Source organism: Pseudomonas sp. GW822-FHT01E03 (assembly GCF_058802985.1).
Genome location: NZ_JBXAOQ010000001.1, coordinates 575026 through 596225, shown reverse-complemented (window position 1 = coordinate 596225; position 21200 = coordinate 575026). Strand labels below are relative to the sequence as shown.

At 62.5% G+C, this 21200-nt stretch carries 19 protein-coding genes and 2 pseudogenes; 11 read left to right on the top strand and 10 right to left on the bottom strand.

Features of this window, described 5'->3' with window-relative positions; translation table 11 throughout:
- Positions 1-6 precede the first annotated feature (6 nt).
- The 4 genes from mauD to AC1RP7_RS02605 form a co-directional block, all read right to left on the bottom strand.
- Positions 7-639, bottom strand: coding sequence for a methylamine dehydrogenase accessory protein MauD (mauD, locus tag AC1RP7_RS02620; RefSeq protein WP_493182442.1), 633 nt, complete (start codon positions 637-639; stop codon positions 7-9).
- A 5-nt stretch (positions 640-644) separates the two neighbouring features.
- Positions 645-1184, bottom strand: a complete 540-nt coding sequence (locus tag AC1RP7_RS02615) for a MauE/DoxX family redox-associated membrane protein (protein WP_493182441.1) — start codon at positions 1182-1184, stop codon at positions 645-647.
- A gap of 11 nt (positions 1185-1195) precedes the next feature.
- Positions 1196-2344 carry an amine dehydrogenase large subunit gene (locus AC1RP7_RS02610; RefSeq protein WP_057715416.1) on the bottom strand — a complete coding sequence of 383 codons (1149 nt, stop codon included), beginning with the start codon at positions 2342-2344 and terminating at the stop codon, positions 1196-1198.
- A gap of 363 nt (positions 2345-2707) precedes the next feature.
- Positions 2708-4189: a sensor histidine kinase gene (locus AC1RP7_RS02605; protein ID WP_493182439.1), complete on the bottom strand. Its 1482-nt coding sequence runs from the start codon at positions 4187-4189 to the stop codon at positions 2708-2710.
- 339 nt (positions 4190-4528) lie between these two features.
- On the opposite strand from AC1RP7_RS02605, the gene AC1RP7_RS02600 reads away from it, so the two are divergent.
- The 9 genes from AC1RP7_RS02600 (at position 4529) to feaR (ending at position 12443) form a co-directional block, all read left to right on the top strand.
- A complete protein-coding gene (locus AC1RP7_RS02600; RefSeq protein WP_102672312.1) occupies positions 4529-5692 on the top strand; it encodes an acyl-CoA dehydrogenase family protein in 1164 nt (387 codons plus the stop codon).
- Between the two features lie 31 nt (positions 5693-5723).
- Positions 5724-6095, top strand: a complete 372-nt coding sequence (locus AC1RP7_RS02595) for a hypothetical protein (protein WP_057715413.1) — start codon at positions 5724-5726, stop codon at positions 6093-6095.
- A 3-nt stretch (positions 6096-6098) separates the two neighbouring features.
- Positions 6099-6584 carry a nuclear transport factor 2 family protein gene (locus tag AC1RP7_RS02590; protein WP_493182436.1) on the top strand — a complete coding sequence of 162 codons (486 nt, stop codon included), beginning with the start codon at positions 6099-6101 and terminating at the stop codon, positions 6582-6584.
- Positions 6581-7705, top strand: a complete 1125-nt coding sequence (locus tag AC1RP7_RS02585) for an amidase (RefSeq protein ID WP_493182434.1) — start codon at positions 6581-6583, stop codon at positions 7703-7705. Before AC1RP7_RS02590 ends, AC1RP7_RS02585 begins: the two co-directional genes overlap by 4 nt.
- 23 nt (positions 7706-7728) lie before the next feature.
- Positions 7729-9012, top strand: coding sequence for an aromatic ring-hydroxylating oxygenase subunit alpha (locus tag AC1RP7_RS02580; RefSeq protein ID WP_102672315.1), 1284 nt, complete (start codon positions 7729-7731; stop codon positions 9010-9012).
- Positions 9009-9509: an aromatic-ring-hydroxylating dioxygenase subunit beta gene (locus tag AC1RP7_RS02575; protein WP_407516073.1), complete on the top strand. Its 501-nt coding sequence runs from the start codon at positions 9009-9011 to the stop codon at positions 9507-9509. Before AC1RP7_RS02580 ends, AC1RP7_RS02575 begins: the two co-directional genes overlap by 4 nt.
- Positions 9510-9519: 10 nt before the next feature.
- Positions 9520-10260 (top strand): SDR family NAD(P)-dependent oxidoreductase, encoded by a 741-nt coding sequence (locus AC1RP7_RS02570; RefSeq protein WP_407516072.1) that lies wholly within the window; start codon positions 9520-9522, stop codon positions 10258-10260.
- 162 nt (positions 10261-10422) lie between these two features.
- Positions 10423-11373 carry a PDR/VanB family oxidoreductase gene (locus AC1RP7_RS02565; protein ID WP_090454804.1) on the top strand — a complete coding sequence of 317 codons (951 nt, stop codon included), beginning with the start codon at positions 10423-10425 and terminating at the stop codon, positions 11371-11373.
- Positions 11374-11525: 152 nt separating this feature from the next.
- Positions 11526-12443, top strand: a complete 918-nt coding sequence (feaR, locus tag AC1RP7_RS02560; RefSeq protein ID WP_340315639.1) for a transcriptional regulator FeaR — start codon at positions 11526-11528, stop codon at positions 12441-12443.
- A 282-nt stretch (positions 12444-12725) separates the two neighbouring features.
- On the opposite strand, the gene AC1RP7_RS02555 is transcribed toward feaR, so the two are convergent.
- Positions 12726-13355: a response regulator transcription factor gene (locus AC1RP7_RS02555; protein ID WP_053161157.1), complete on the bottom strand. Its 630-nt coding sequence runs from the start codon at positions 13353-13355 to the stop codon at positions 12726-12728.
- A 259-nt stretch (positions 13356-13614) separates the two neighbouring features.
- On the opposite strand from AC1RP7_RS02555, the gene hpaC reads away from it, so the two are divergent.
- On the top strand, positions 13615-14124 hold the full coding sequence (hpaC, locus tag AC1RP7_RS02550; RefSeq protein WP_057715405.1) for a 4-hydroxyphenylacetate 3-monooxygenase, reductase component: 510 nt from the start codon (positions 13615-13617) through the stop codon (positions 14122-14124).
- Between the two features lie 474 nt (positions 14125-14598).
- Complete coding sequence (locus AC1RP7_RS02545) at positions 14599-14895, top strand: DUF6124 family protein (RefSeq protein WP_493182431.1); 297 nt, start codon at positions 14599-14601, stop codon at positions 14893-14895.
- A gap of 193 nt (positions 14896-15088) precedes the next feature.
- Here AC1RP7_RS02545 and AC1RP7_RS02540 read toward each other — a convergent pair whose 3' ends face one another.
- The 5 genes and pseudogenes from AC1RP7_RS02540 to AC1RP7_RS02520 all read right to left on the bottom strand — a co-directional run.
- On the bottom strand, positions 15089-16105 hold the full coding sequence (locus AC1RP7_RS02540) for a phosphotransferase enzyme family protein (RefSeq protein WP_493182429.1): 1017 nt from the start codon (positions 16103-16105) through the stop codon (positions 15089-15091).
- Between the two features lie 9 nt (positions 16106-16114).
- Positions 16115-17395 carry an aspartate aminotransferase family protein gene (locus tag AC1RP7_RS02535; protein ID WP_493182427.1) on the bottom strand — a complete coding sequence of 427 codons (1281 nt, stop codon included), beginning with the start codon at positions 17393-17395 and terminating at the stop codon, positions 16115-16117.
- Positions 17388-18701 (bottom strand): amino acid permease, encoded by a 1314-nt coding sequence (locus AC1RP7_RS02530; RefSeq protein WP_493182425.1) that lies wholly within the window; start codon positions 18699-18701, stop codon positions 17388-17390. The genes AC1RP7_RS02535 and AC1RP7_RS02530 overlap by 8 nt, the downstream gene beginning before the upstream one ends.
- Positions 18702-19087: 386 nt before the next feature.
- Positions 19088-20119 (bottom strand): annotated as a pseudogene (locus tag AC1RP7_RS02525) (methyl-accepting chemotaxis protein); the annotation flags it as partial.
- A gap of 369 nt (positions 20120-20488) precedes the next feature.
- Positions 20489-20995 (bottom strand): annotated as a pseudogene (locus AC1RP7_RS02520) (cache domain-containing protein); the annotation flags it as partial.
- Positions 20996-21200: the final 205 nt, after the last annotated feature.

Sequence of the window (21200 nt, the reverse complement as noted above, 5' to 3'; positions counted from 1 at the left end):
GCCTTATCAGTGGCTATGGCCGTGGCCGTGGCTGTGGTCGTGATCGTGGGTGTGCGGTTGGGCATTGAGGTACTGCTGCAACGTGGCGTGCTTCAAATGCTCGACTTCGAACAGGCTGTCCAGGTGCTCGCGGGAGTTGACCAGGCCTTTGGCGCGCAGGGTGCCGGCCTTGTCGATCAGCGCGGCGTATGGCAGCTTGCCGATCTGGTAGGTCATGCCCACTTCCGGACCGACCACATAGGTGGCGTCTTCAAGTTTGTGTTCGCGGATCAGCGCTTGCTGGGCGTCCATGTCGCCATCGCTGACGAACACCACATCGAGGCGGTCCGATTGCTCCTTGGCGATGGATTTGATCGCTGGCAGCAGCGACTTGCAGATCGGGCAGGTCGGCGAGAGGAAGAACAGCAGTTGCGATTTCTCGCCGGCGTAACCGAAGTTCACCGGACGACCGTGACGGTCGCTGGCGGTGACTTGCGGCGCGGGCTCGTTGACCGCCACCCCTTTGTCGACCATCAGCGCGCCAGCCGGGGCGAGACGACCGTGCAGCACGCCGATCTGCCGCACCAGGCCCATGACGACAAACGCCACGGCCACCAGCAGCACCCAGAGCAGAACGTTGGAAACAATCAAGCCTTCCATTTCGATTACCTACCAATCAATTTGAGCAGAAGAGGGGAGTTCGCCAGCAGCCCATCGGCGGCGGCGTAGATGAGCAGCGCAACCGCGGCGGCAGCCAGGGTCACGAACCCATCGAACAGGTTGAGGTCGCGGGCAACCGGCGCCACGCTGGCCACCAGCGCCAGCGCTATCAGTGCGCTGTTACGTGCCAGCAGCACCGGACGCAGCGGCTGTGCCTGGTCGGGACCGGCGCAACCGCAGTCGATGTCCGCGCGACCGCGCCACAGGTTGATGCCGATGGCGGCGGCGTACAGCGCCAACAGGCTGGCGGCGCTCAACGCGGCGTAACCACGGCTGACCGGCACCAGCAGGGCAAAGGCAATGGCCAGTTCCAACAGCGGCACCAACCGTGCCGTCGGGCGCACCAGCGCCTCGGGCAGCAGCTGATAGTCCGCCAGTTGCCGGGTGAAGCGGGCCGGCGCGCGCAACTTGTGGGTCGCGGCGCTGGCCAGCAACACCGCGATGGCGATGGCGCTGGCAATGATGAAGATCGGATCTGTGTGCATGGCCGAACCTCTTAGTAGCTCAGGACCTGAGTCGCGGTTTTGGCGACTTTCGGCATGCTGCCGGTGAGCTTGTTGGTCTTCAGATCGAAAATCTGCAAACCGCCTTCCACGTCGGTGCCGAGCAACAACGGCTTGTCGTCGCCGGTTGCCTGCATGCTCCACACCGGAACCGGGGCTTCCAGAGTCGCCACCTTCTTGTGGGTCTTGAGGTCAAACGCCCAGATCAGTGGGCTCGGGTCTTCCCACTTCATCGGTTCGTGGGCGTCGTGCATCAGCACGTACAGGCGGTCCAGCTTCGGCGCCACGGCCATCATCTGCCAGCCACCCGGCGCCCAGCCGGCCTTCTTGTCTTCGTCGGAAACCAGTGACCAGGACGGCAGGACCTTCGGCGCATCACCGGCGAAATCCACCGGGCGTACGGTGCCGGTCGTGGTGGTGAAGTAGTAGGTGTCGCCGACGTTGACGGCGCGCTCTACCAGTTTTTCCGCGTTCGGATCAAAGAACGGCGTGCGGCTGCGCGCGGTTTCCTGGCCCTGATCGTTGAGGGTCACCACTTGCAGGCTGCCGTCGCCGCACAGCGAGGCGAAGCGGCGGTTACCGACCGGGTAGTTGAGCACGCAACCGGGGATGGCGATTTCCGTGGCAACCGCCTTGGTCTGGGTATCGACCACGGTCACCGACGTCGACGGGGTGAAGTTGTAGACGTAGACGAACTTGTCGTCGCCGCTTGGCTTGAGCGCATAACGCTGGGTCAGCGATTCGGCGCGCTTGTTCGGAATCAGCACTTCCCAGGCCGGCGACAGGGTCGAGCTGTCCCACGCGGTGAGCACGTCGGTGCGGGTGCCGCGGGTGCCCCGGGAATACCAGATATCCGCACTGTAGATGGTTTTTTTGTCGTGACTGAGGGTCGACGGCGCTGCGAAACCGGTCGGCACCATGCCGAGGATGCGCTTCTGGTCCGGGTCGACCACGGTCACGCGGCCAGCGACAAAACTGTCGAACTCGACGTCGATGACAAACGCGCGGTGAGCTTCGGGTGGAAACGCCAGAACGGTCTGGCCAATCGTACCGGCGGGCAGGTCCGCGTGGGCACTGTTCAAACCGAGTACAAGCAGGCTCAGGCCTAGCGCTGACTGTACGGAGATCCTGTTTGTTCGCATAAGGGGAACTTCCTGAATTGTTGGTAACGCGGATCGCGGGTGCTTTGGCAGATTTTTACCCTTTGATTCTGCCGTGCCCCGAGATCGGGAGAATTGCCCTGCCTGCCAAGTGTTTGTGTGTCTGTGCCAGTGTCATGAAACTGGTTGCACAATCTGATAAGGCGGGGGTTTGACTGGCGTCAGAGGTGGGAAGGGCGAAGCTGCATTTGTGGCGAGGGGGCTTGCCCCCGTTGGGTCGCGAAGCGGCCCCAGCATTTGCCAGTCACACCGTGCCAGCAGGTTTTGCGGCTGCTGTGCAACCGAACGGGGGCAAGCCCCCTCGCCACAGGATTTGTGTATGTCAGACCACAGTAGTGGTGCAGGTCAGGCGGGATTGGCGAGGGGAAGGGAGAAGGTAAACACCGCGCCGCACGGCTCCAGGTTTTGCGCCCAGATATCGCCACGATGCCTGCCGATGATGTTCTTGCACAGCGCCAGGCCGATGCCATTGCCACTGACCTTGGACGAGAAAAAGCCGTCGAACAGCTTCTCCTGCGCCTGGGCCTGGATGCCGCGACCGCAGTCTTCGATGCGCACCAGGGCCACATTGTTCTCGCGACTGGCGTGGATACGCAACAGGCGTCGTTCAGTGGGCAGGTCGGCCATTTCTTCAATGGCGTTGAAGGCCAGGTTGAGGATCACCTGGCCGATCAGCACCTTCTCGCAACTCACCCGCAGCGGTTCGGACGCGGCGACGATTTCCACGCGTACCCGGCTCGGATCGGCGCGCAGGCTGATGAAGTAGCGGGTTTCGCGCAGCAGCTCATTAAGGTCGACCAGCTCTTCAGTCTGCTCCAGCTTGACCACGTAATCGCGCACGCTCTTGATGATCACCGAGGCATGCTCGATTTGCCGCACGGCGCTCTGCAAGCCCCAGGCGACGCCTTGATCGGTTTCCCCCGTGTTGCCCAGGCGAATCACTGCGCCTTCAATAAAGTTGCGGGTCGCCGCCAATGGCTGGCTCAGCTCGTGGGCGATGGCCACGGCCATTTCGCCCATGGCGTTGTAGCGCGCCAGGTACTCGAGCTTCTGCTCGCTGACTCGCCGCGCCTCTTCGGCCTGCACCTGCTCGGTCACGTCGCGGAACAGCAGCAGATGGCCGACCAGATCGTCCTCGATCTCGATGTAGCGACAAGTTGCGTCATGCCAGCGCCATTCGCCGTTCCGGCGCTGCACCTTGTAGTGCACGTTGAACGGCGTGTGCTCCGGCGTTTCATGGGCGAACTGTTGCAACAAGCGCTGACGCGAAGCGTCGTCGCACCAGGCCAGGAAGTTCTCGCCCATCAGCTGGTGCACTTCGCTGTCGAGCAGGTGCGCGCCGGAGTCGCTGATAAAACCTATATCGCCCTCGGGGCCGAGCACCGCCACACCTTCGGCCAGGTCCTGCATGAAGGCCTTGAGCCGGCTCTCGAAACGCTTGAGGTCGCGCTTGACCTTGTCCTCTTTGGAAATGTCACGGAACTGCACCATCAACACATCGCGATCGTCCAGGTGCACCAGGGTCGCCACCGCCTCGGAAAGAATCTCCACCCCTTGCTTGGAGCGATAGCACCACTCGATGGTCCGTTGCCCGGTGCGCGCGGCCCTTTCGAGCCAGCGCAAACCTATGGAACGCCGGTATTTCGGCGCATCGCGGGTCATGTCGGAGGCCTTCAGCGGCGTCAGTTCCTCCAGGGTAAAGCCCAACGCCGCCAGGGCAGCGGCGTTGGCCCAGAGAATCTCCTTGGTGTGCGCGTCATGAAGAATGATGCACAGCGGCATGGCTTCGATCAGCGCATAAAAGTCGTTCGGTTTTGGCTGGTACATCGCACGGCCCCTGGCGGCAGAGATTTGCAGTATGGCGTTTTATACCTGCTCGCACAGCGGGATGCGCTCAGAGGTTACCGGTGTGGGTCTAGGGGTTTTCTTTAGCGAGGGGGCTGCACGCACCAATAGTGGCGGCCGGATGCGGTTTTTACACTGGACCGCAATGCAAGGGTGACCACGCCGATTCCCTGTAGGAGCGAGCTTGCTCGCGATGAACCTGAGAGCGCCACGGGGTGCCAGGTTTCCAGCGTCATCGTTGACGACCATCGCGAGCAGGCTCGCTCCTACAACGGGGCATGCGTGTAGCCCCACTAACAATAAACAAAACGGAGAATGCCCATGCTGCGTTCAGCGGTTGCGCAACAAGACGCATCGATCGGCGTTGACGAGAATGTCGTCGACAGCCAGGCCTTTGCGCAGGTACTGGATGAAGTGCGCCGGCGCCGCGAAGAATTCGACACTGGCTCCCACGTGCCACGGGACATGATCGAGCGCTTCAAACAAGTGGGCATCTACCGTGCCGCCACGCCGAAATGCTTCGGTGGCGACGCCCTGGCACCGCACCTGTTCCTGCAAATGATCGAACGCATCTCCGAAGCCGACGGCTCGGCGGGCTGGGTGGCCAGCTTCGGCAGCGCCGGTGTCTACCTGGCTGCTTTACCACGGGAAACCCTCGCTGAACTCTACGCCGAAAGCCCTGACCTGGTGTTCGCTGGCGGCCTGTTCCCCTTGCAACCGGCCGAGGCCGTAGAAGGCGGCTATCAGGTCAACGGCACCTGGAAATTCGCCAGTGGCTGCAAAGGCGCAGACCTGTTGGGCGTTGGCATCGGCGCCGCTGGCGGCAAGCCGCGCACCGCTGTGTTCCGCCCGGAGCAGGTAGACATCGTCGAGAACTGGGAAGTGGTCGGCCTCAAAGGCACCGGCAGCCATGACCTGCGAGTGACCGATAAACGCGTTGACGAGCGCTGGACGTTCATCCGCGGCGGTGCCTCGACCATCGACGAGCCGCTGTTCCGCTATCCATCGATCGCCTACGCCGCGCAAGTGCTGGCGGTGGTCAACCTCGGACTGGCCCGTGCTGCGCTGGACGAAATCAGCCGCATGGCGGGTGGCAGCGGAATCACCGGCGCGCCGAAATTGTCCGACCGCGCTTACGTGCGCATCGAGATCGCCAAGGCTGAAGCCAAGCTCAGCGCCGCGCGCGGTTTCTTCTACAACGCCACCGAGCAGGTGTGGAACTCGATCCTGGCCGGTAACCCGGTCACGCCGGAGCAGACCAGCCTGTTGCGCCTGTCGGCCATTCATGTGTCCCAGGCCGGTGCCGAGGTGGTGCAGAGCGCCTACAGCCTGGCCGGCACCACCGCCATTTACCTGCGCCATCCGCTGCAACGCTACTTGCGTGACTCGATGGTGGTGACCCAGCACGCCTTCCTCAGCGAAGGCCTGTACGACGGCGCCGGCTCGGTGTTCCTCGGCGTACCGCCGTTCCCGGGCTACATCTGAATCCCCATTACTTTTTCAAGGAACCGCACCCATGTCGCAAACCACCCAAGAGCCATTGCGCGTCGTCTTCTGCATCGGCATCACCCAGAACTTTTTCGACCTGCCCACCGGCGAAGGCCTGAGCGTGTGGAAAGGCTTCAGCCAGATGATGGGTGACCTTGGCGCGATGCCCGGCATCACCGTGCTCGGCGCGATGGATGACGACCGCCTGATGGTCGGCCCGTCCACCACCTCGCCCTGGACCGTGTACATCATGGCCGACGTCGACTGCCACCAGTCGGTGATCGACGCCTGCAACCTGTTCCGCACCACACCGGTCGGCCAATACAGCCTGTGGCGCTACGCCAAGATCGAAGCGCGCATCGGTCGTCCGCTGACCATTCCTGATGCGGCCAAGGTGTAAGCCATGAACGAGGCCTTGCTGCAGCGTCTGGCGACGCTCGAAGGGGAAAGCGCAGTGCGTCGCCTGATGGCGCGCTACATGGACCTGTGCGATGTGCCGCGGGCGGCGATTCATCTCGACCAGTTGGCGCAGTTGTTCACCGAGGATGCGGTCTGGGAAGGCCTCGGCACCCAGACCGCGCAGACCTTCGGTCAACACCGTGGACGTGAGGCGGTGGCGGCGTTTGTCGGCGGTTACTTGCCGCCGTCCGACCACTTCAAGCTGAACCTGCACTACCTCACCAGCGAGTCGATCGTGGTCGACGGCAAGGTGGCGCAGGGGCAGTGGATCATGCAGCAGATTTCCACCTACGCCGATGGTCGCAACGAATTGTTCGGCACTCGCTTGAACATCGATTTCCGTTGTGTCGACGGCGTCTGGCTGATCGCGCATTTCCGCACGCAACGGCTGTTCAATACGGAGCTCTTCACCTTGGGAGCGGGCGCATGAGTACGTTCATCAGCGAATTCCTCCTCGGCGGCAACGGCAAGCGCGTCGCCATCAAGGACTCCATCGACATCGCCGGCCATCCGACCCACTCAGGCAGCCGTGCGTTCGCCGATGCACCGGCGGCGACGCAAAACGCCGAGGTGGTCGATGCGATCCTCGATGCTGGCTGGCAGATCGTCGGCAAGACCAACCTGCATGAACTGGCGTTCGGCGTGACCGGCATCAACGACTGGACCGGCACTCCGATCAATCCGCAAGCGCCGGATCGTGTGCCTGGCGGCTCGTCCAGCGGTTCGGCTTCGGCGGTCGCGGCAGGCCTGGCGGACGTCGCCATCGGTACCGACACCGGTGGTTCGGTGCGGGTGCCGGCAGCGTGCTGCGGGATTGCCGGGCTCAAGCCGACTTATGGCCGGGTCAGCCGTGTCGGTGCGCATCCGCTGGAGTCCAGCCTCGATTGCGTCGGGCCGTTCGCCAAAAGCATGGACGACCTGATCGCCGCGATGCAGGTGATCTGCCCGGGCTTTACCGCTCAAGGCCTGCCGGGTGACGGCGCCAGGGTCGGCTTTCTCGAGGTGGCCTGTGATTCGCACCTGCAAGCCAGCCTGGGTGCCGCCGCGGACCGCGCCGGATGGCGTCGCAGCAACCTGCACCTGAGCGAGTTCGAAGCAGCGTTTGCCGCCGGCCTGACCGTGATCAATTTCGAAAACTGGGCGGCGTTCGGCCACTTGACCGGCAAGGGCCTGATCGGCGCCGATGTGGAAACACGCTTGCTGGCGGCCAGCCGCACCACGCGCGAAGAGCTGGCCGATGCCTGCGCCGTGCGCACGCGGTTCACCCAACAGGTGGATGCAGCGCTGGAAGACTTTGCCGTGTTGCTGTTACCGACACTGCCGACCCTGCCGCCAACCCTCAGCGAAGCCCGCGCCGGTAGCAAAGCCGTGGCCGGCATGACCCCGCTGGTGCGGCCTTTCAACCTCAGTGGTCACCCCGCGCTGACGGTGCCGGTGGAACTCGATTGCGGCGGGCTGAAAGTCGGCCTGCAAATCGTTGGCCGCAAAGGTCAGGACGAACTGGTCTGCGCCTTTGGTGCGCAGCTGCAAGCCTCTACCACTCAATCATAAAAAGAAGCCATGAGGAGAACCGCATGAGCACTCATGAATATCAGCTGATCGCAACGTCGAAAAGCCCCGAAGACCTGGTCCGGCATGACCGCGTCGACGTCTCGCTGTACAACGACCCGGCGCTGTTCGAAGCCGAGCTGGACAAGATTTTCTACCGCACCTGGGTGTGGGTTGCCCACGAAAGCGAAGTGCGCAATAGCGGCGACTTCAAGACCGCCACCATCGGCCGCCGCCCGGTGATTGTGGTGCGCGACAAGAAGAACAACATCAACGTGCTGGAAAACCGTTGCCGGCACCGTGGCGCCACCGTGTGCGAGAAGCACAAGGGCAACGCCACCGGTTTCACTTGCCCGTACCACAGCTGGTCCTATGGCCTGGACGGCAAGCTGCGTGCGCTGCCGTATCCGGACGGCTACGAAGGCATTCTGGAAAAGTCGGAATTGCCGCTGACCAGCCTGCGCGTCGAGAGCTACGCCGGCATGGTGTTCGCCAGCTACAACGACGAGATCGAACCGCTGGAGGACTTCCTCGGCGGCGCGAAACACTGGATGGACCTGTTCATGAAGCAGGGCGCCGGCTACCCGATCAAGACCCAGGGCGAACACAAGTTCAGCTTCAAGGGCAACTGGAAGATCCAGCTGGAAAACACCACCGACGGCTATCACTTCCCGATCGTGCACAAGTCGTTCATGTCGTCGGTGGATGAAGAAACCTCGGAAATGCTCTCGTTCATGACCGACGAACAAGCCGTGACCCACTCGCTGGGCAACGGCCACAGCGTGATGGTGATGGTGCCGGAGCACGTCGACCTCGATCACGACGACGGCACCGAGCAGTTGCAGGAGCGCTTCGCCCATGTGACCGAAGAACTGTCGAAGACCCTGCCCGCCGATCAGGTCCGTCGCATCGTGCGCTCGCTGCACGGCGCCGGTTTCAACCTGAACCTGTTCCCCAACGTGGCGATGTCGATGTCGTTCTTCCGCGTGCTGCGCCCGGTGTCGGTCACCGAAACCGAGATCCGCCACGTGGCCCTCGGCATGGACGGCGGCCCGGAAATCGCCAACCGCGAACGCATGCGCATCCACGAACACTTCCAGGGCCCGTTCGGTTTCGGCAGCCCTGACGACGCCGAAGCTTGGGACCGCGTGCAGCGCGGCTCGTACGCCGGCGTCGATGCGCCAATTCTGGTCAACCGCGGCCTGAACCGCGAAATCACCGCTGAAAACGGCGACAAGGTCAGCCACGCCACCGACGAAGGCGGCATGCGCGGTGCCTACGACATGTGGAAAAGGATGATGAGCCAATGAGCAATCACGACACCCTGAACGGTTTTGCAGGTCCCTTGGCCCAGGCCATCGAGTTCATCTGGCGCGAAGCCGAACTGCTCGACCACAAGAACTACGCCGAATGGGCAACCTTGTGGAGCGCAAGCGGCAAGTACATCGTGCCGATCGACCCGGACACCGAAGATTTCGAAGCGACCCTCAACTACGCCTACGACGATGCGCGCATGCGTGACCTGCGCATCGAACGCCTGACCGCCGGCTACTCGCCGTCGGCGGTGGACGCGGCTAAAACCATTCGCACGATCTCGCGTTTCCGCCTGGTGGAAGCGGCCGGCGACATCGTCGAAGTCAATTCGGCGCAGCTGCTGTACGCCTACAAGCGCGGCGTGCACACGCCGTTCGTGGCCGACCTGAACCACCGTATCCGCTTCGCCGACGGCGTGCCGACCCTGGAGCGAAAAGTGGTGCGCCTGATCAACTCCACCGACAGCCTGAGCGCGCTCGGCTTCCTTTTGTGAGGGCAACATCATGAGTCGAGTAGCCCTCGTAACGGGTGCCTCGCGCGGACTGGGCGAATGCATCGCCCGCCGTCTGCACGCAGCCGGTTATCGCGTCGGCCTGGCGGATGTGCGCCTCGATGGCGTGCAGCGACTGGCTTTGGAACTCGATGGCAGCGGCGCCAGCGCCGTGGCCATTGAGCTGGATGTGCGCAGCAAGGCCGACTTTCAACGTGCCCGCGATGTGCTCGCCGAGCGCTGGGGCGGCACCGACATTCTGGTGAACAACGCCGGTGTGTCGAAAGTCGCCGCGCTGATGGACATCACACCAGAAGAATTCGACGAGTCGATGGCGATCAACCTGCGGGGCACCTTCGTGGCCTGCCAGGTATTCGGCGCGCACTTTGCCGAGCGCGGCTTCGGTCGCATCGTCAACATTGCGTCCCTGGCCGGGCAGAACGGCGGCACCGCCACCGGCGCGCATTACGCGGCGGCCAAGGGCGGCGTGGCGACCCTGACCAAAGTCTTCGCCCGTGAACTGGCGCCCCAGGGCGTGACGGTCAACAGCATCTCGCCAGGTCCGCTGGACTTGCCGGTGGTACGCGAAACCGTGGCTCCGGAGCGTCTGGAACAGATCCTGAAAATGATCCCGGCCGGCACCCTCGGTGACCCAACGTTCATCGCCGACAGCGTGTTGCTGTTGATCGCCGATCACGCCACCTCCGTAACCGGAGCGTGCCTGGACATCAACGGCGGCCTGTTCATGCGCTGAGCTGCAGAAAAATGCCCCCACCCTGTAGGAGCGAGCTCACTCGCGATGATCGTCAACGATGACGCTGGAAACCTGACACCCCGTGTTGTTCTCAGGTTCATCGCGAGCAGGCTCGCTCCTACAAGGTGCAGTAAACCAAAACAACAGTATTCAGGTGATGCAATGATGAAGGTGAAGATCGAAAGGATCGTCGACGAAGCGCTGGATATCCGTTCCTTTCGCCTCGTGCGCAGTGACGGCCAGCCGCTCGACACCTATGAACCGGGTGCCCACGTCGACCTGACCGGGCCGACCGGGGTGACCCGTCAGTATTCGCTGTGCAGCCCGCCGCAGGATCGCCGTGCGTATCTGGTGGCGGTGAAGAAAGAAGCGCAGTCGCGCGGTGGTTCGCTGGCGCTGCACGAGCAAGTGGAAGAGGGCATGGAGTTGGAAATGGGCGCGCCGCGCAACCTGTTCCGTCTCGATGACAGTGCCCGCGAACACGTGCTGTTCGCCGCCGGTATCGGCGTGACGCCGCTGTTGAGCATGGCTTATCGACTGGCGGAAAGCGGCCAGCCGTATCGTTTGCATTACTTCGCCCGTTCGGCGCAGTACGCGGCGTTTACAGAGCTGTTGGCGACGAAGTTCGCCGCCCACGTGGAATTTCATTACGGCGTAGAGCCGGCGGATCTGGACGGCGCGTTGAGCGAATGCCTGGCGCGTGCCGGCAGCGCCGCTCACGTCTATACCTGCGGCCCGGCACCTTTCATGAACAAAGTGGTGGAAGTGGCGTCCCGCAGTCGCTCTGACGATTCGATTCACCTTGAACACTTTGCCGCAGACCCGGCCGCCAACAGCGCTCCGGCCGGCACGTTCGAAGTGGAGCTGGCCAGTTCCGGCGTGGTGCTGCAGGTGCCGGCCAACGCCAGCCTGGTCGACGTGTTGCAGGCCCACGGTTGCGACATCGACACCGAGTGCCGCGAAGGCATCTGCGGCACCTGCATCGTCGAGGTACTGGACGGCGTGCCGGAGCACCGCGACAACTGCCTGTCGAACAAGGAAAAGGCGTCCAACAAGCAGATTTGCGCGTGTGTATCACGGGCGCTTTCCGCTCGTCTGGTATTGGACATTTAACCCGTAGGTCGACTGGAAAGCTTGGGCCGGAGCCTGTTGAATGGGCGCCCGGCGGCCGTCGAAGGAGGAGATGGCTACAGAAATAACCGTTTTGACGAACCGCTCGATGAAGCGGTCGAAAAATAACAACAAAAACGTGAGGCTTTGCGGACATGATTACAGCATCGACGGTGCGCAACGAGGCGTTCGAAAGTTGGTTGAGCCAAGTGAACCAGGCCTGTGGGCGTTTCGATGCCCGGGCGCTGGACACCGATTTCTACGGCGAACTGGCGGAATTTCGCAGCGGTGCGATCAACCTGAGTGTGGTCGACATGGCGCACGTGCATTTGTACCGCACCAGCAAGGACGTCAGCACCAGCTGCGACGGCCACTACTACGCGGTGTTCCAGATGCGCGGCAGCTCGCAACTGGAGCAGGGCGACAACCGCGCGCAACTGGGCTGTGGCGACATCGCCCTGATCGACGCCAGCCGTCCGAGCGACATGATCTACAACGACGATTGCCGACAGCTGTCGCTGATTCTTCCGCGCCAGGTGGTCGAGCGGGGTTCGCACTTCAATGCCGTCAACTGCGCCACGCGCATCGCGGCCGGCAGCCCCCTGGCGGCGATGGCCAACAAGCTGGTGCTGGACACCCGCCAGCAGGAAGGGCTGGACATGCAGGAAAGCGAGGCCGTGCTCGATGCCCTGGCCAGCCTGTTGCTGCCGGGCATCAGCGCCCGGGACGGCGGTGCAGACGCCCATGAGCGGCAGTTCCGCAAGATCATCGCCTTCATCGACGCCCACCTCAGCGACGAAGAACTGTGCCCCGAGCTGATCGCCCGTGAAGTGGGGATTTCCGTGCGCGGCCTGTACCGGATGTTCTCCAAGCGCGGCCTGGTGGTGGCGCAATACATCAAGCACCGCCGCCTGGACTTCTGCGCCGAAAACCTGCGCCGCGCCGATGTCGAGCAGAAGCTATCGGCACTGTGTTATGCCTGGGGCTTCTCGGATTCGAGCTACTTCTCGTCGGCCTTCAAATCACGTTTTGGCGTGTCGCCGGGTGCTTATCGCAAGCGCTATAGCTGCTGAATTCGATCTTGAATGGGCTGGCCCCATCGCGAGCAAGCTCGCTCCCACAGTGGATCTGCGGTGAACACAAAGTCTGTGTACGACCGGGATCAACCTGTGGGAGCGAGCCTACTCGCGAAAGCGGTATGTCAGTCGCCAGCGATGTTGGATGTGCCGGCCCCATCGCGAGCAAGCTCGCTCCCACAGTGGATCTTCAGTGAACACGAAGTTTGTGTACGACAGAGATCAACTTGTGGGAGCGAGCTTGCTCGCGATGGCGGCCTCATGACCGCTGCAAATCACTCAGTGCCGCACCGGCTCATCCACCGGTAAATGCAGCACCTCGCGCACCAGCATGGCGATGCTGGACACACCCATCTTTTCCTTGATCTTGGTGCGGTGCACATCAACGGTCTTCACGCTGATGTTCAGCTCCCGGGCAATCACCTTGCTGGCCTTGCCATCGATCACCAGCATCAACACTTCCCGCTCACGGCTGGTCAGCAGTGCCAGTTTGCCTTGCAGGTTCTGACGCTGCTGCTGATCGGCCTGGGCGTGTACGGCGGTCTTCAGCGCGGCCTGGATGCGGTCGATCATCTGCTGCGGGTTGTAGGGCTTCTCGACGAAATCCAGCGCGCCGTTCTTCATCGCCGTGACCGACATCGGAATATCGCCATGGGCCGAGACGAAAATGGTCGGCAGGGTGCTGCCGCGCTGGTTGAGGATTTCCTGCAACTGGAAACCGCTGGTCTCCGGCATGCGCACGTCGAGCACCAGGCAGGCGGGCTGCTTGGGGTCGTACTGGCTGAGGAACTCTTCGGCGCCGGCAAAGCACTGCGCCTGCACGCTCACCGACTCCAGCAACCAGGCCAGTGAGGTTCGCAGGTCCTTGTCGTCGTCAACGATATAAACAATCGGTTTTCGGATTTCCATCGGGGCTGCCACGAAAGTTTTCTAATTATTGTTTTCGCACGCGAACGCGCGGCACGCATCGGCTCATCGTTCTGGAGCCTGTATGCAGAATACCCACTGTGGCCGGCCCTTGCGATAAAGAAACCACCTAGTCGACTAGCGGAAACCCAACCCCACCATGGGGATCGTCAGAATGGTTGCGGCGCGCCCGCAGCCTTAGTCTTGTTCCATCACCTACGGGCCGCCAGATAGCGGTCCTCCTGAAGGAAGGGGCATCGACATGGCCGACTTGAGCCAGCAGCAAATCGACTTTCGCAACGCCATGGCGCAGCTGCCTGCCGCGGTGAACATCATCACCACCAACGGCCCTGGCGGTCGTTGCGGCATCACCGCCAGCGCCGTGTGCTCGGTGACCGACTCGCCACCCACCGTGCTGGTGTGCGTCAACCGCAACAGCGCCACCCACGACGTGTTCCGCACCAACGGCCATCTGTGCGTCAACGTGCTGTGTGGCGAGCAGGAAGAACTGGCCCGTCATTTCGCCGGCATGACCCAGGTGCCGATGGCCGAGCGTTTTGCCTGGGATCTGTGGGACGACGGCGCCGCCGATGTGCCGGTACTGCGCGATGCCCTAGTGCAGCTCGAAGGGCGTATCAGCGAGTGCAAGGAAGTGGGGTCGCATTCGGTGATGTTCGTGGAACTGACGAAGGTGGGCGTGCGCGAGCCACGCGACAGCCTGGTGTATTTCAACCGGTTGTTTCATCGCGTTGAGCATGCCAGCGCGGCTTGATTGAGACCGCGTTATCGTTCTTCGCGAGCAAGCTCGCTCCCACAGGAATCTGTAGTGAACACAAAGTTTGTGTACGACTGAGATCAACTGTGGGAGCGAGCTTGCTCGCGATGGCGGTGCCAGTTTGGAATGCATGTTTAACGGCTGTAGGAGTAACTTCCTGCAAGCCACAACGCCTTGCGTCATTGCCTACAGCTAAGCCAGAATCCGCCGGCTTGTGCGCCCTGGAGGCCATCGGTAACTTGGTCCGCGTCACTGATTCCCAGTGATCGGGTTTAGCAGCCCGTGGTGACATGAGACGCATTGGCAGTCCAGACAGTCAGGTATTCCCCATCCCTGCACTTGATGGCAGCTGTGCGCAGGGCGCCCTCGGGCGCGCCGGTTTCGCGTCTCCCCGGTCTGCTAACCTGCGTACAGCCGCCACCCCTCGTTTAGCAGCGAATCGGTGACGGCTCCAGTTCTGGAGACCGAAGGATGTTGAAGGTTACCCCTGATCCACCGAATACCGACTCTTGCCCCAACCCGGCCGCTCACATCATGGCCAGCCCGCACAAACCCTCCACACTCTTCACCATCAACCCCGACATCAACACCGAAACCCTGCTGGCCCACGCCTGCGAATCGCTGGCCTCGGCGAGTGTCATGGCCAATGACCTGGCGGGTTTTCTGGAAGGCACGCACCGCAACACCCTGCTGGGCATCGCGCAAGTCATCATGCTGGGGGAGTTGGCGGTGAATCGGGCGCTGGATCAGGTCGATCGGCCCGGTTAACCACTAAACACTGTGGGAGCGAGCTTGCTCGCGATAGCGGAGTATCTGTCAGCAATGATGCTGGATGTGATGACCCCATCGCGAGCAAGCTCGCTCCCACAGTGGATCGTCGTCGAACACAAGTTCTGAGTTCACTGAAATCCAGTGTGGGAGCGACGGTGCGGCGATCCGACCTGCTCGCGATTTCGATGTATCAGGCCTGCAAATACTCCCGAGCCAACAAGCAAGCCCGCTCAATCAGCATCGGCGCCATTTCAATTGCTGTCGGCGTGCCCTGGCGGGTGTGAACCCAGCCCAGGTACGTGGTGCCACGCAGCATCAGGAACAACGCCAGTGTCTTGCGATCCGCCTCGGTCAGCGGCTTGACCGCGTTGTAGCCGTAGAGCAGCGCCGCCTTGATCAGATCAAAGCGCGGGTCATCCAGGCAGAAGTACAAGGCAGTGGCCAACTCGAACATGTGCCAGCCGAACCCCGCATCGTCGAAGTCGATCAGGCGCAGTTGCGGGCCCTCGATCAGCAGGTTCTCTGGCACCAGATCCGCGTGAATCATGCCGAAGTTGCCCAGGTGCCGACCGTACTGGCGCAAGTCCTTGCGCGCCGTACGCCGGGCCTGTTGCAGCAGATCCCGTTGCTCGTCGCTGAGCTGCTCCAGCTCCCAGAAACGCCCCCAGAACGGATTGGCGCCGATCAGGCCTTCTTCATCCCAGGCATGCCGGACAAACTCGTCCGGTTGCTGCCAATCCGCCGAATGCAGGTGGATACGCGCGGCAATCGCCCCCGCCTCATTGAACAGGAAATCGATCTCCGTATCGGCCTGCACACCCGCCTCGGAAGTACCGGCGGTGGCACCGGGCAGCCAGGCGAGCATGTCGATGTGACGCGCCTCGCCGATGGCCTGGTGGGTGACTTCGATCAGATGGCTTTCATTCTGTGCGCGGATAATCTGCGGCACGGTAATACCTGCGCTGGCCAGGGCTTCCATCCATTGCAGCTCGGAACGCAGTGCGGCCTCGCAGTGATAACCATTGCGATGGATGCGCAGGGCGACGCGCTGACCGTCGTGGCGGCGGGCCGAGAACACTGCGTTCTCGCGAAACTTCACCAGTTCAATGTCGGCGAATTCGCCTTCCCACTGTTGCAGGGCATGGCGCGCCAGTTCGTGCAGACGGGTTACTTGCTGGTCATGGGGCAGGGTGTGGAATTCAGTCATGGCAGGGCCTCAAATCGCGCTCAGGGCGCTGTCCAGTGTGTCGACGAACAAGTCAGCGTGGTCGCGGCTGAATACCAGCGGCGGGCGCAGCTTGAGAATGTTGTCGCCAGCGCCGATCTTGCTGATCAGCACGCCGTTCTCGCGCATGTCGTTGACCACCTTGCGCGCCTCCAGTCCAGCCGGTTCCTTGCTGGCGTGGTCACGTACCAGCTCCATGGCGAAGAACAGACCCTTGCCGCGCACGTCGCCGATGATCGAGTGCTTGCCGGCCAACACCTGCAGGCGTTGTTGCACATAGGCACCGACGTTTTGTGCGTTTTTCAGCAGTTGCTGTTCTTCGATCACATCCAGCACCGCCATGCCAACCGCTGCCGCGACCGGCGAGCCGCCGAAGGTGTTGAAGTACATGGCGTGGCGACCGAAGGATTCGACCAGCACCTTGTGGGTGATCAACCCGGCGAGTGGATAGCCGTTACCCATCGGTTTACCAAGGGTGACGATATCCGGCGCCACGCCGTGGGCCTGATGGCCCCACAGGTGATCGCCGGTACGACCGAAACCGGACTGCACTTCATCGGCGATGAACAATCCGCCTGCTGCACGGATCAGCGCTGCCGCCTTGTTGACGAAGCTGGCCGGTACCCGTGGCAGCCCTTCGTTGGCGAACAGGGTGTCGATCAGCAGCGCGGCGGGGCGAATGCCCTGGGCTTGCATCGAGGCAATCGCCGCCGCGATGTTGGCGGCGTACTGCTCGGCCAGTTGCGCTTCGGTGGTGCCGGCCGGTGCGTGGTACAGGCACGGAATCGGCACGGCCCGGGCATGGGCGGCGAAGGGTTCCGGCGAGGGCAGGGCAGTGGTGACTTCGGCCAGCGATGCCGAGTTGCCGTGGTAGTTGTAGTCGCTGACGATGATGCCGGTGCCGCCACTGGCGAACCGCGCCAGGCGCAGCGCCAGTTCATTGGCCTCGCTGCCGGTGCAGGTGAACATGGCGGTGTCCAGCGGCGCGGCGAAGGTCGCGGTCAGGCGCTCGGCGTAGCGCACCACGTGTTCATCCAGGTAGCGGGTGTGGATGTTCAGCGTGGTGGCCTGGCGGTGCATGGCCTCGGTCACATGGGGGTTGCAGTGACCGACGCAGGGAACGTTGTTGTAGACGTCGAGGTAGCGGCGACCGTCGACGTCGAACAGCCAGACGCCTTCGCCACGCACCAGATGCAAGGGCTTGTCGTAGAACAGCGGCGAGGCGCTGCCGAGCACGCGATGGCGGCGTTGCAGCAGAGTGTCTTCAGGCATGGTCTGGAACCTCGATGACGGTGGCGCGACGGTTGCGCAACAGGTAATTGAAAATGCACAGGGTGAAGGTCACCGCCAGGGCGATCAGCATCAGCATGTCGAGCTGGAAGCAGGCGGCGATCACCACCAGCGTCAGGGCCAGACCGAGCCAGGCAACCAGTTTGCCGCCGACCAGGGTGAACGGCCGTGGCAGGTCCGGTTGGTTGCGTTTGATGTGCAGGTACGCGCCGAAAATGAACAGGTAGCAAACGTTGAGCAGCAACACGACCGCGAGCATCACCGTGGCCGGGTCCACTTCGGACAGCGGCAGGCCGATGGAACCGATCAGCAACAATGCCGGGTAGGGCGTGCCGCGCTTGCCGGTCTTGCCCAGCCATTGCGGGAACAAGCCGTCGCGGGCCATGGCGAACAGTTGCCGGGACGCGGCATACACCAGGGAAAAGAAGGTAGCGATCAGGCCGAACACCGCGCCGCAGCCAATCACCCTGGCCAGCCATGAACCTTCACCGAAGGCGCTGTTGCTGGACATCGCGGCATACAGCGGATCACCTGCCGAACCGACGAGCTCGACACCACCGGCACCCGGTGCGCATACCAGCACCACCAGCGCGGTCACCAGCAACGTGCCAATGGCCGCCAGAATGCCGCGGGGCATGGTGCGACCGGGATTGTGCGCCTCCTCGGCGGCCGAGCCGGTTTGCTCAACGGTGATGAACAGCCAGATGGCGAATGGCACGCAGGCGAAGATACCGCCAAGGCTGACTGGTGTTGCGACGCTGGCGGGCAACTTCAGCAAATTGGCCAACTCGACATGGGGCGCCATGGCCACGCCAAAAGTGAGCAGGGCGATGACGGCGATCACGCCGGCAATGAACGTCAGGCCCATGGCTTCGCCGACACCCCGCATGTGGATGCCGATGATCACCGTGAACAGGGCAATCTTCACCGGCCAGCCACCGAGGCCGAAAATTGATTCGGTATAGGCGCAGATAAAGGTCGCGGCTGCACCGGTGCCGATGGTCAAAGCCAGGGCACAGGCCACGCCAACGAGGTAACCCACGAACGGCCCGAACGCACTTTGCGCATAGACGAATACACCGCCAGCGCTGGGCAGCGCGGTGGACATTTCCGCCACGCACAACGCCAGGCCGCCGCAGAGCAGGGCCATCAACAACGTAGCGATCAGCATGTTCAGCCAGCCACCGGCCGCCAGCCCGAAGTTCCAGCCGGAAAACTGCCCGGCCACCACCAACGCAATTCCAAGGCCGGCAATCTTTGGCCAGCCCAGCACACTTTTCTTAAGCACAGAAGTCTCCCGCGACCCGAAGGCCGAATTATTGTTTTAGTGAGAAATGGAGGGGTTCAGCGTTGCATTGCAGGGCGCCCAGGAGCGGGTTGTGCCCCTGAGGTCGGGTTCGATACTACGCCCGGGGGGCGCGGCGACATGTTTGCGCGCATGCCATGTGGTTGGTTGTGGGTGCCAGATTTGTGCGGGCTTGCCTTGATCTCTGTGGGAGCGAGCTTGCTCGCGATGGCGGAGTGTCAGTCAACGATGGTGTTGGATGTGGTGGCCTCATCGCGAGCAAGCTCACTCCCACAGGGATTTCGGGTGACCACAAAGTTTGTGTATGGCAAAAATCCAGTGTGGGAGCGAGCTTGCTCGCGATGGCGGCATATCAGGCAACCAAAATCTCAAATCCGAAAACTCCCCACCAACTGATTCAACCGCGCCGCCTGCTGCTCCAGCTCGGTACAAGCCCTCAATGTCGATTGCAAATTCTCCACGCCTTGCCGGTTCAGGGTGTTGATCTGGGTGATATCGACATTCAGGGCCTCGACCACCGCGGTCTGTTCTTCGGTGGCGGCGGCGACGGACTGGTTGACGTTGTCGATCTCGCCGATGCGCTGGGTCACGCTGCCCAGGCGGGAGCCGGCGAGGTTGGCGATGGTGACGCTTTCTTCGCTGTGGCGCTGGCTCACGGTCATGGTGGTGACCGATTCCCGCGCGCCCACTTGCAGCTCTTCGATCATCTGCTGGATCTCCAGCGCCGAGGCCTGGGTGCGTCCGGCCAAGCTGCGCACTTCGTCCGCCACCACCGCAAACCCACGACCCGCTTCACCCGCCCGCGCCGCTTCAATCGCTGCGTTGAGCGCCAGCAGGTTGGTCTGTTGGGAGATGCCCTTGATCACTTCGAGGATCTGCCCGATGTTCACGGTCTTGTCGTTGAGCACTTCGATGTTGGCGCACGATGCACTGATCTTGCCGGACAGTTCGTTCATCACCTCGATCGTGCGCTGCACCACCTGGCGTCCATCCTCGGCTTGCTGCCGTGCGGACGAAGCCTGTTGCGAGGCATCGGAGGCGTTATGGGCGATCTCCTGCGCGGCCGCGCCCAACTGGTTGATTGCCGCCGCCACGCTGTTGGTGCGGGTGGATTGATCGTCGAAATTGCTCATCGACGAGTTTGAAGCATCCAGTACCCGCCGAGCGCCTTCGTTCACCCCCAACGCCGCCGATGACACCTCGCGGATCGAATGGTGGATGCGCTCGACAAAGCGGTTGAAGGCGGTCGCCAGTTGGCCGATTTCATCTCGCGATTGCACTTGCAGGCGACGGGTCAGGTCGCCGTCGCCCAGGGAAATATCCTCCATGACCCGGGTCAGCGCTTGCAGTGGCCGGGTGATGCGTTGCGCGGTGTACCAGATCAACAACAGGCCGAGCAGGGCCGAGCCGCCACCGAGCAGCAGTTCAAGCGCAGTGCTTTGCACGCCCTGGGCATCGAGTTCTTTCTGCAACGTAGTGACCGGTGCCAGCAACACGTTCTGCGGCACGCCGACCAACACGCCCCATGGCGCGGCACCGGCAATCGGTGAGAGCGGTTCAAGCACCTTGATTTGCCGGGCGTCGACAAACACTTTGGGCTGGCCCTGACGCAGGCTGTCCATCACATCGGCATTGTCCATCGGCTGACCGAGGCGACCGACGTCCTGGCTGTTGGCAGAAATCACCCCATGGGGGCTGACGATGCTGATCTGGCCGTTGCCATCGAACAGTTCACGGGCGCTGGCTTCGCTGTTGTGTTGCAAGGCGGCGAGGTTGATATCCAGTCCCACCACGGCAATGACCTTGCCGTTTTCCAGCAGCGGGAAGGCAACACTGGTCACCAGTTTGCGGCTGCCGGAGGCCTCGTCGAAATAGGGTTCCAGCACACAGGCCTGGCCGGTGTCGCGGGCACAGGTGTAGAAGGCGTTGTACGGTGCGCCGCTCGGCCCCGGCTCGGTGTTGGCAAGCAGGCCTTCGTCGCCGATGACCGCTTGCAGCTCGCCGGGTTTGCTCTGCACCCAATAGAGCGCAAAGCGGCCGGTTTCGTTGCTGCCCAAGGCGGCCTGGCCGGCGAAGTCGGCGTCGGCACCGTCGAGTCCACCGGGTTCGAAAATGACATAAAGCCCGAGCAGGTCGGGCTTGTCGATCAAGGCTTGGTGAAGCTGGGTGCTGAGTTCCTGGCGCAGTTGCGGGCGAGTCAGGCTGCCCTGATGCTGCAACTGTCGCAGGTACAACAAGTAGCGCGATAACCCCTGGCCATATTCGTGGGTCTGCATGAAGGTGCGTTGCACTTGCATGGCCTGTACTTTGCCCAGGGCCTGCATGTGTTCCCTGGCCGCATTGGCGAGCATCTCGCCGCTGGCCTCGGTCACTTGCCGGCTGCTCTTGTGGGTCTGATAGAGCGACAAACCCATCAACAAGCCGACGACCAACAGCAGACAGAGACCGGCGAGCAGGGCGATCTTGCTCTGGATCGTCAGG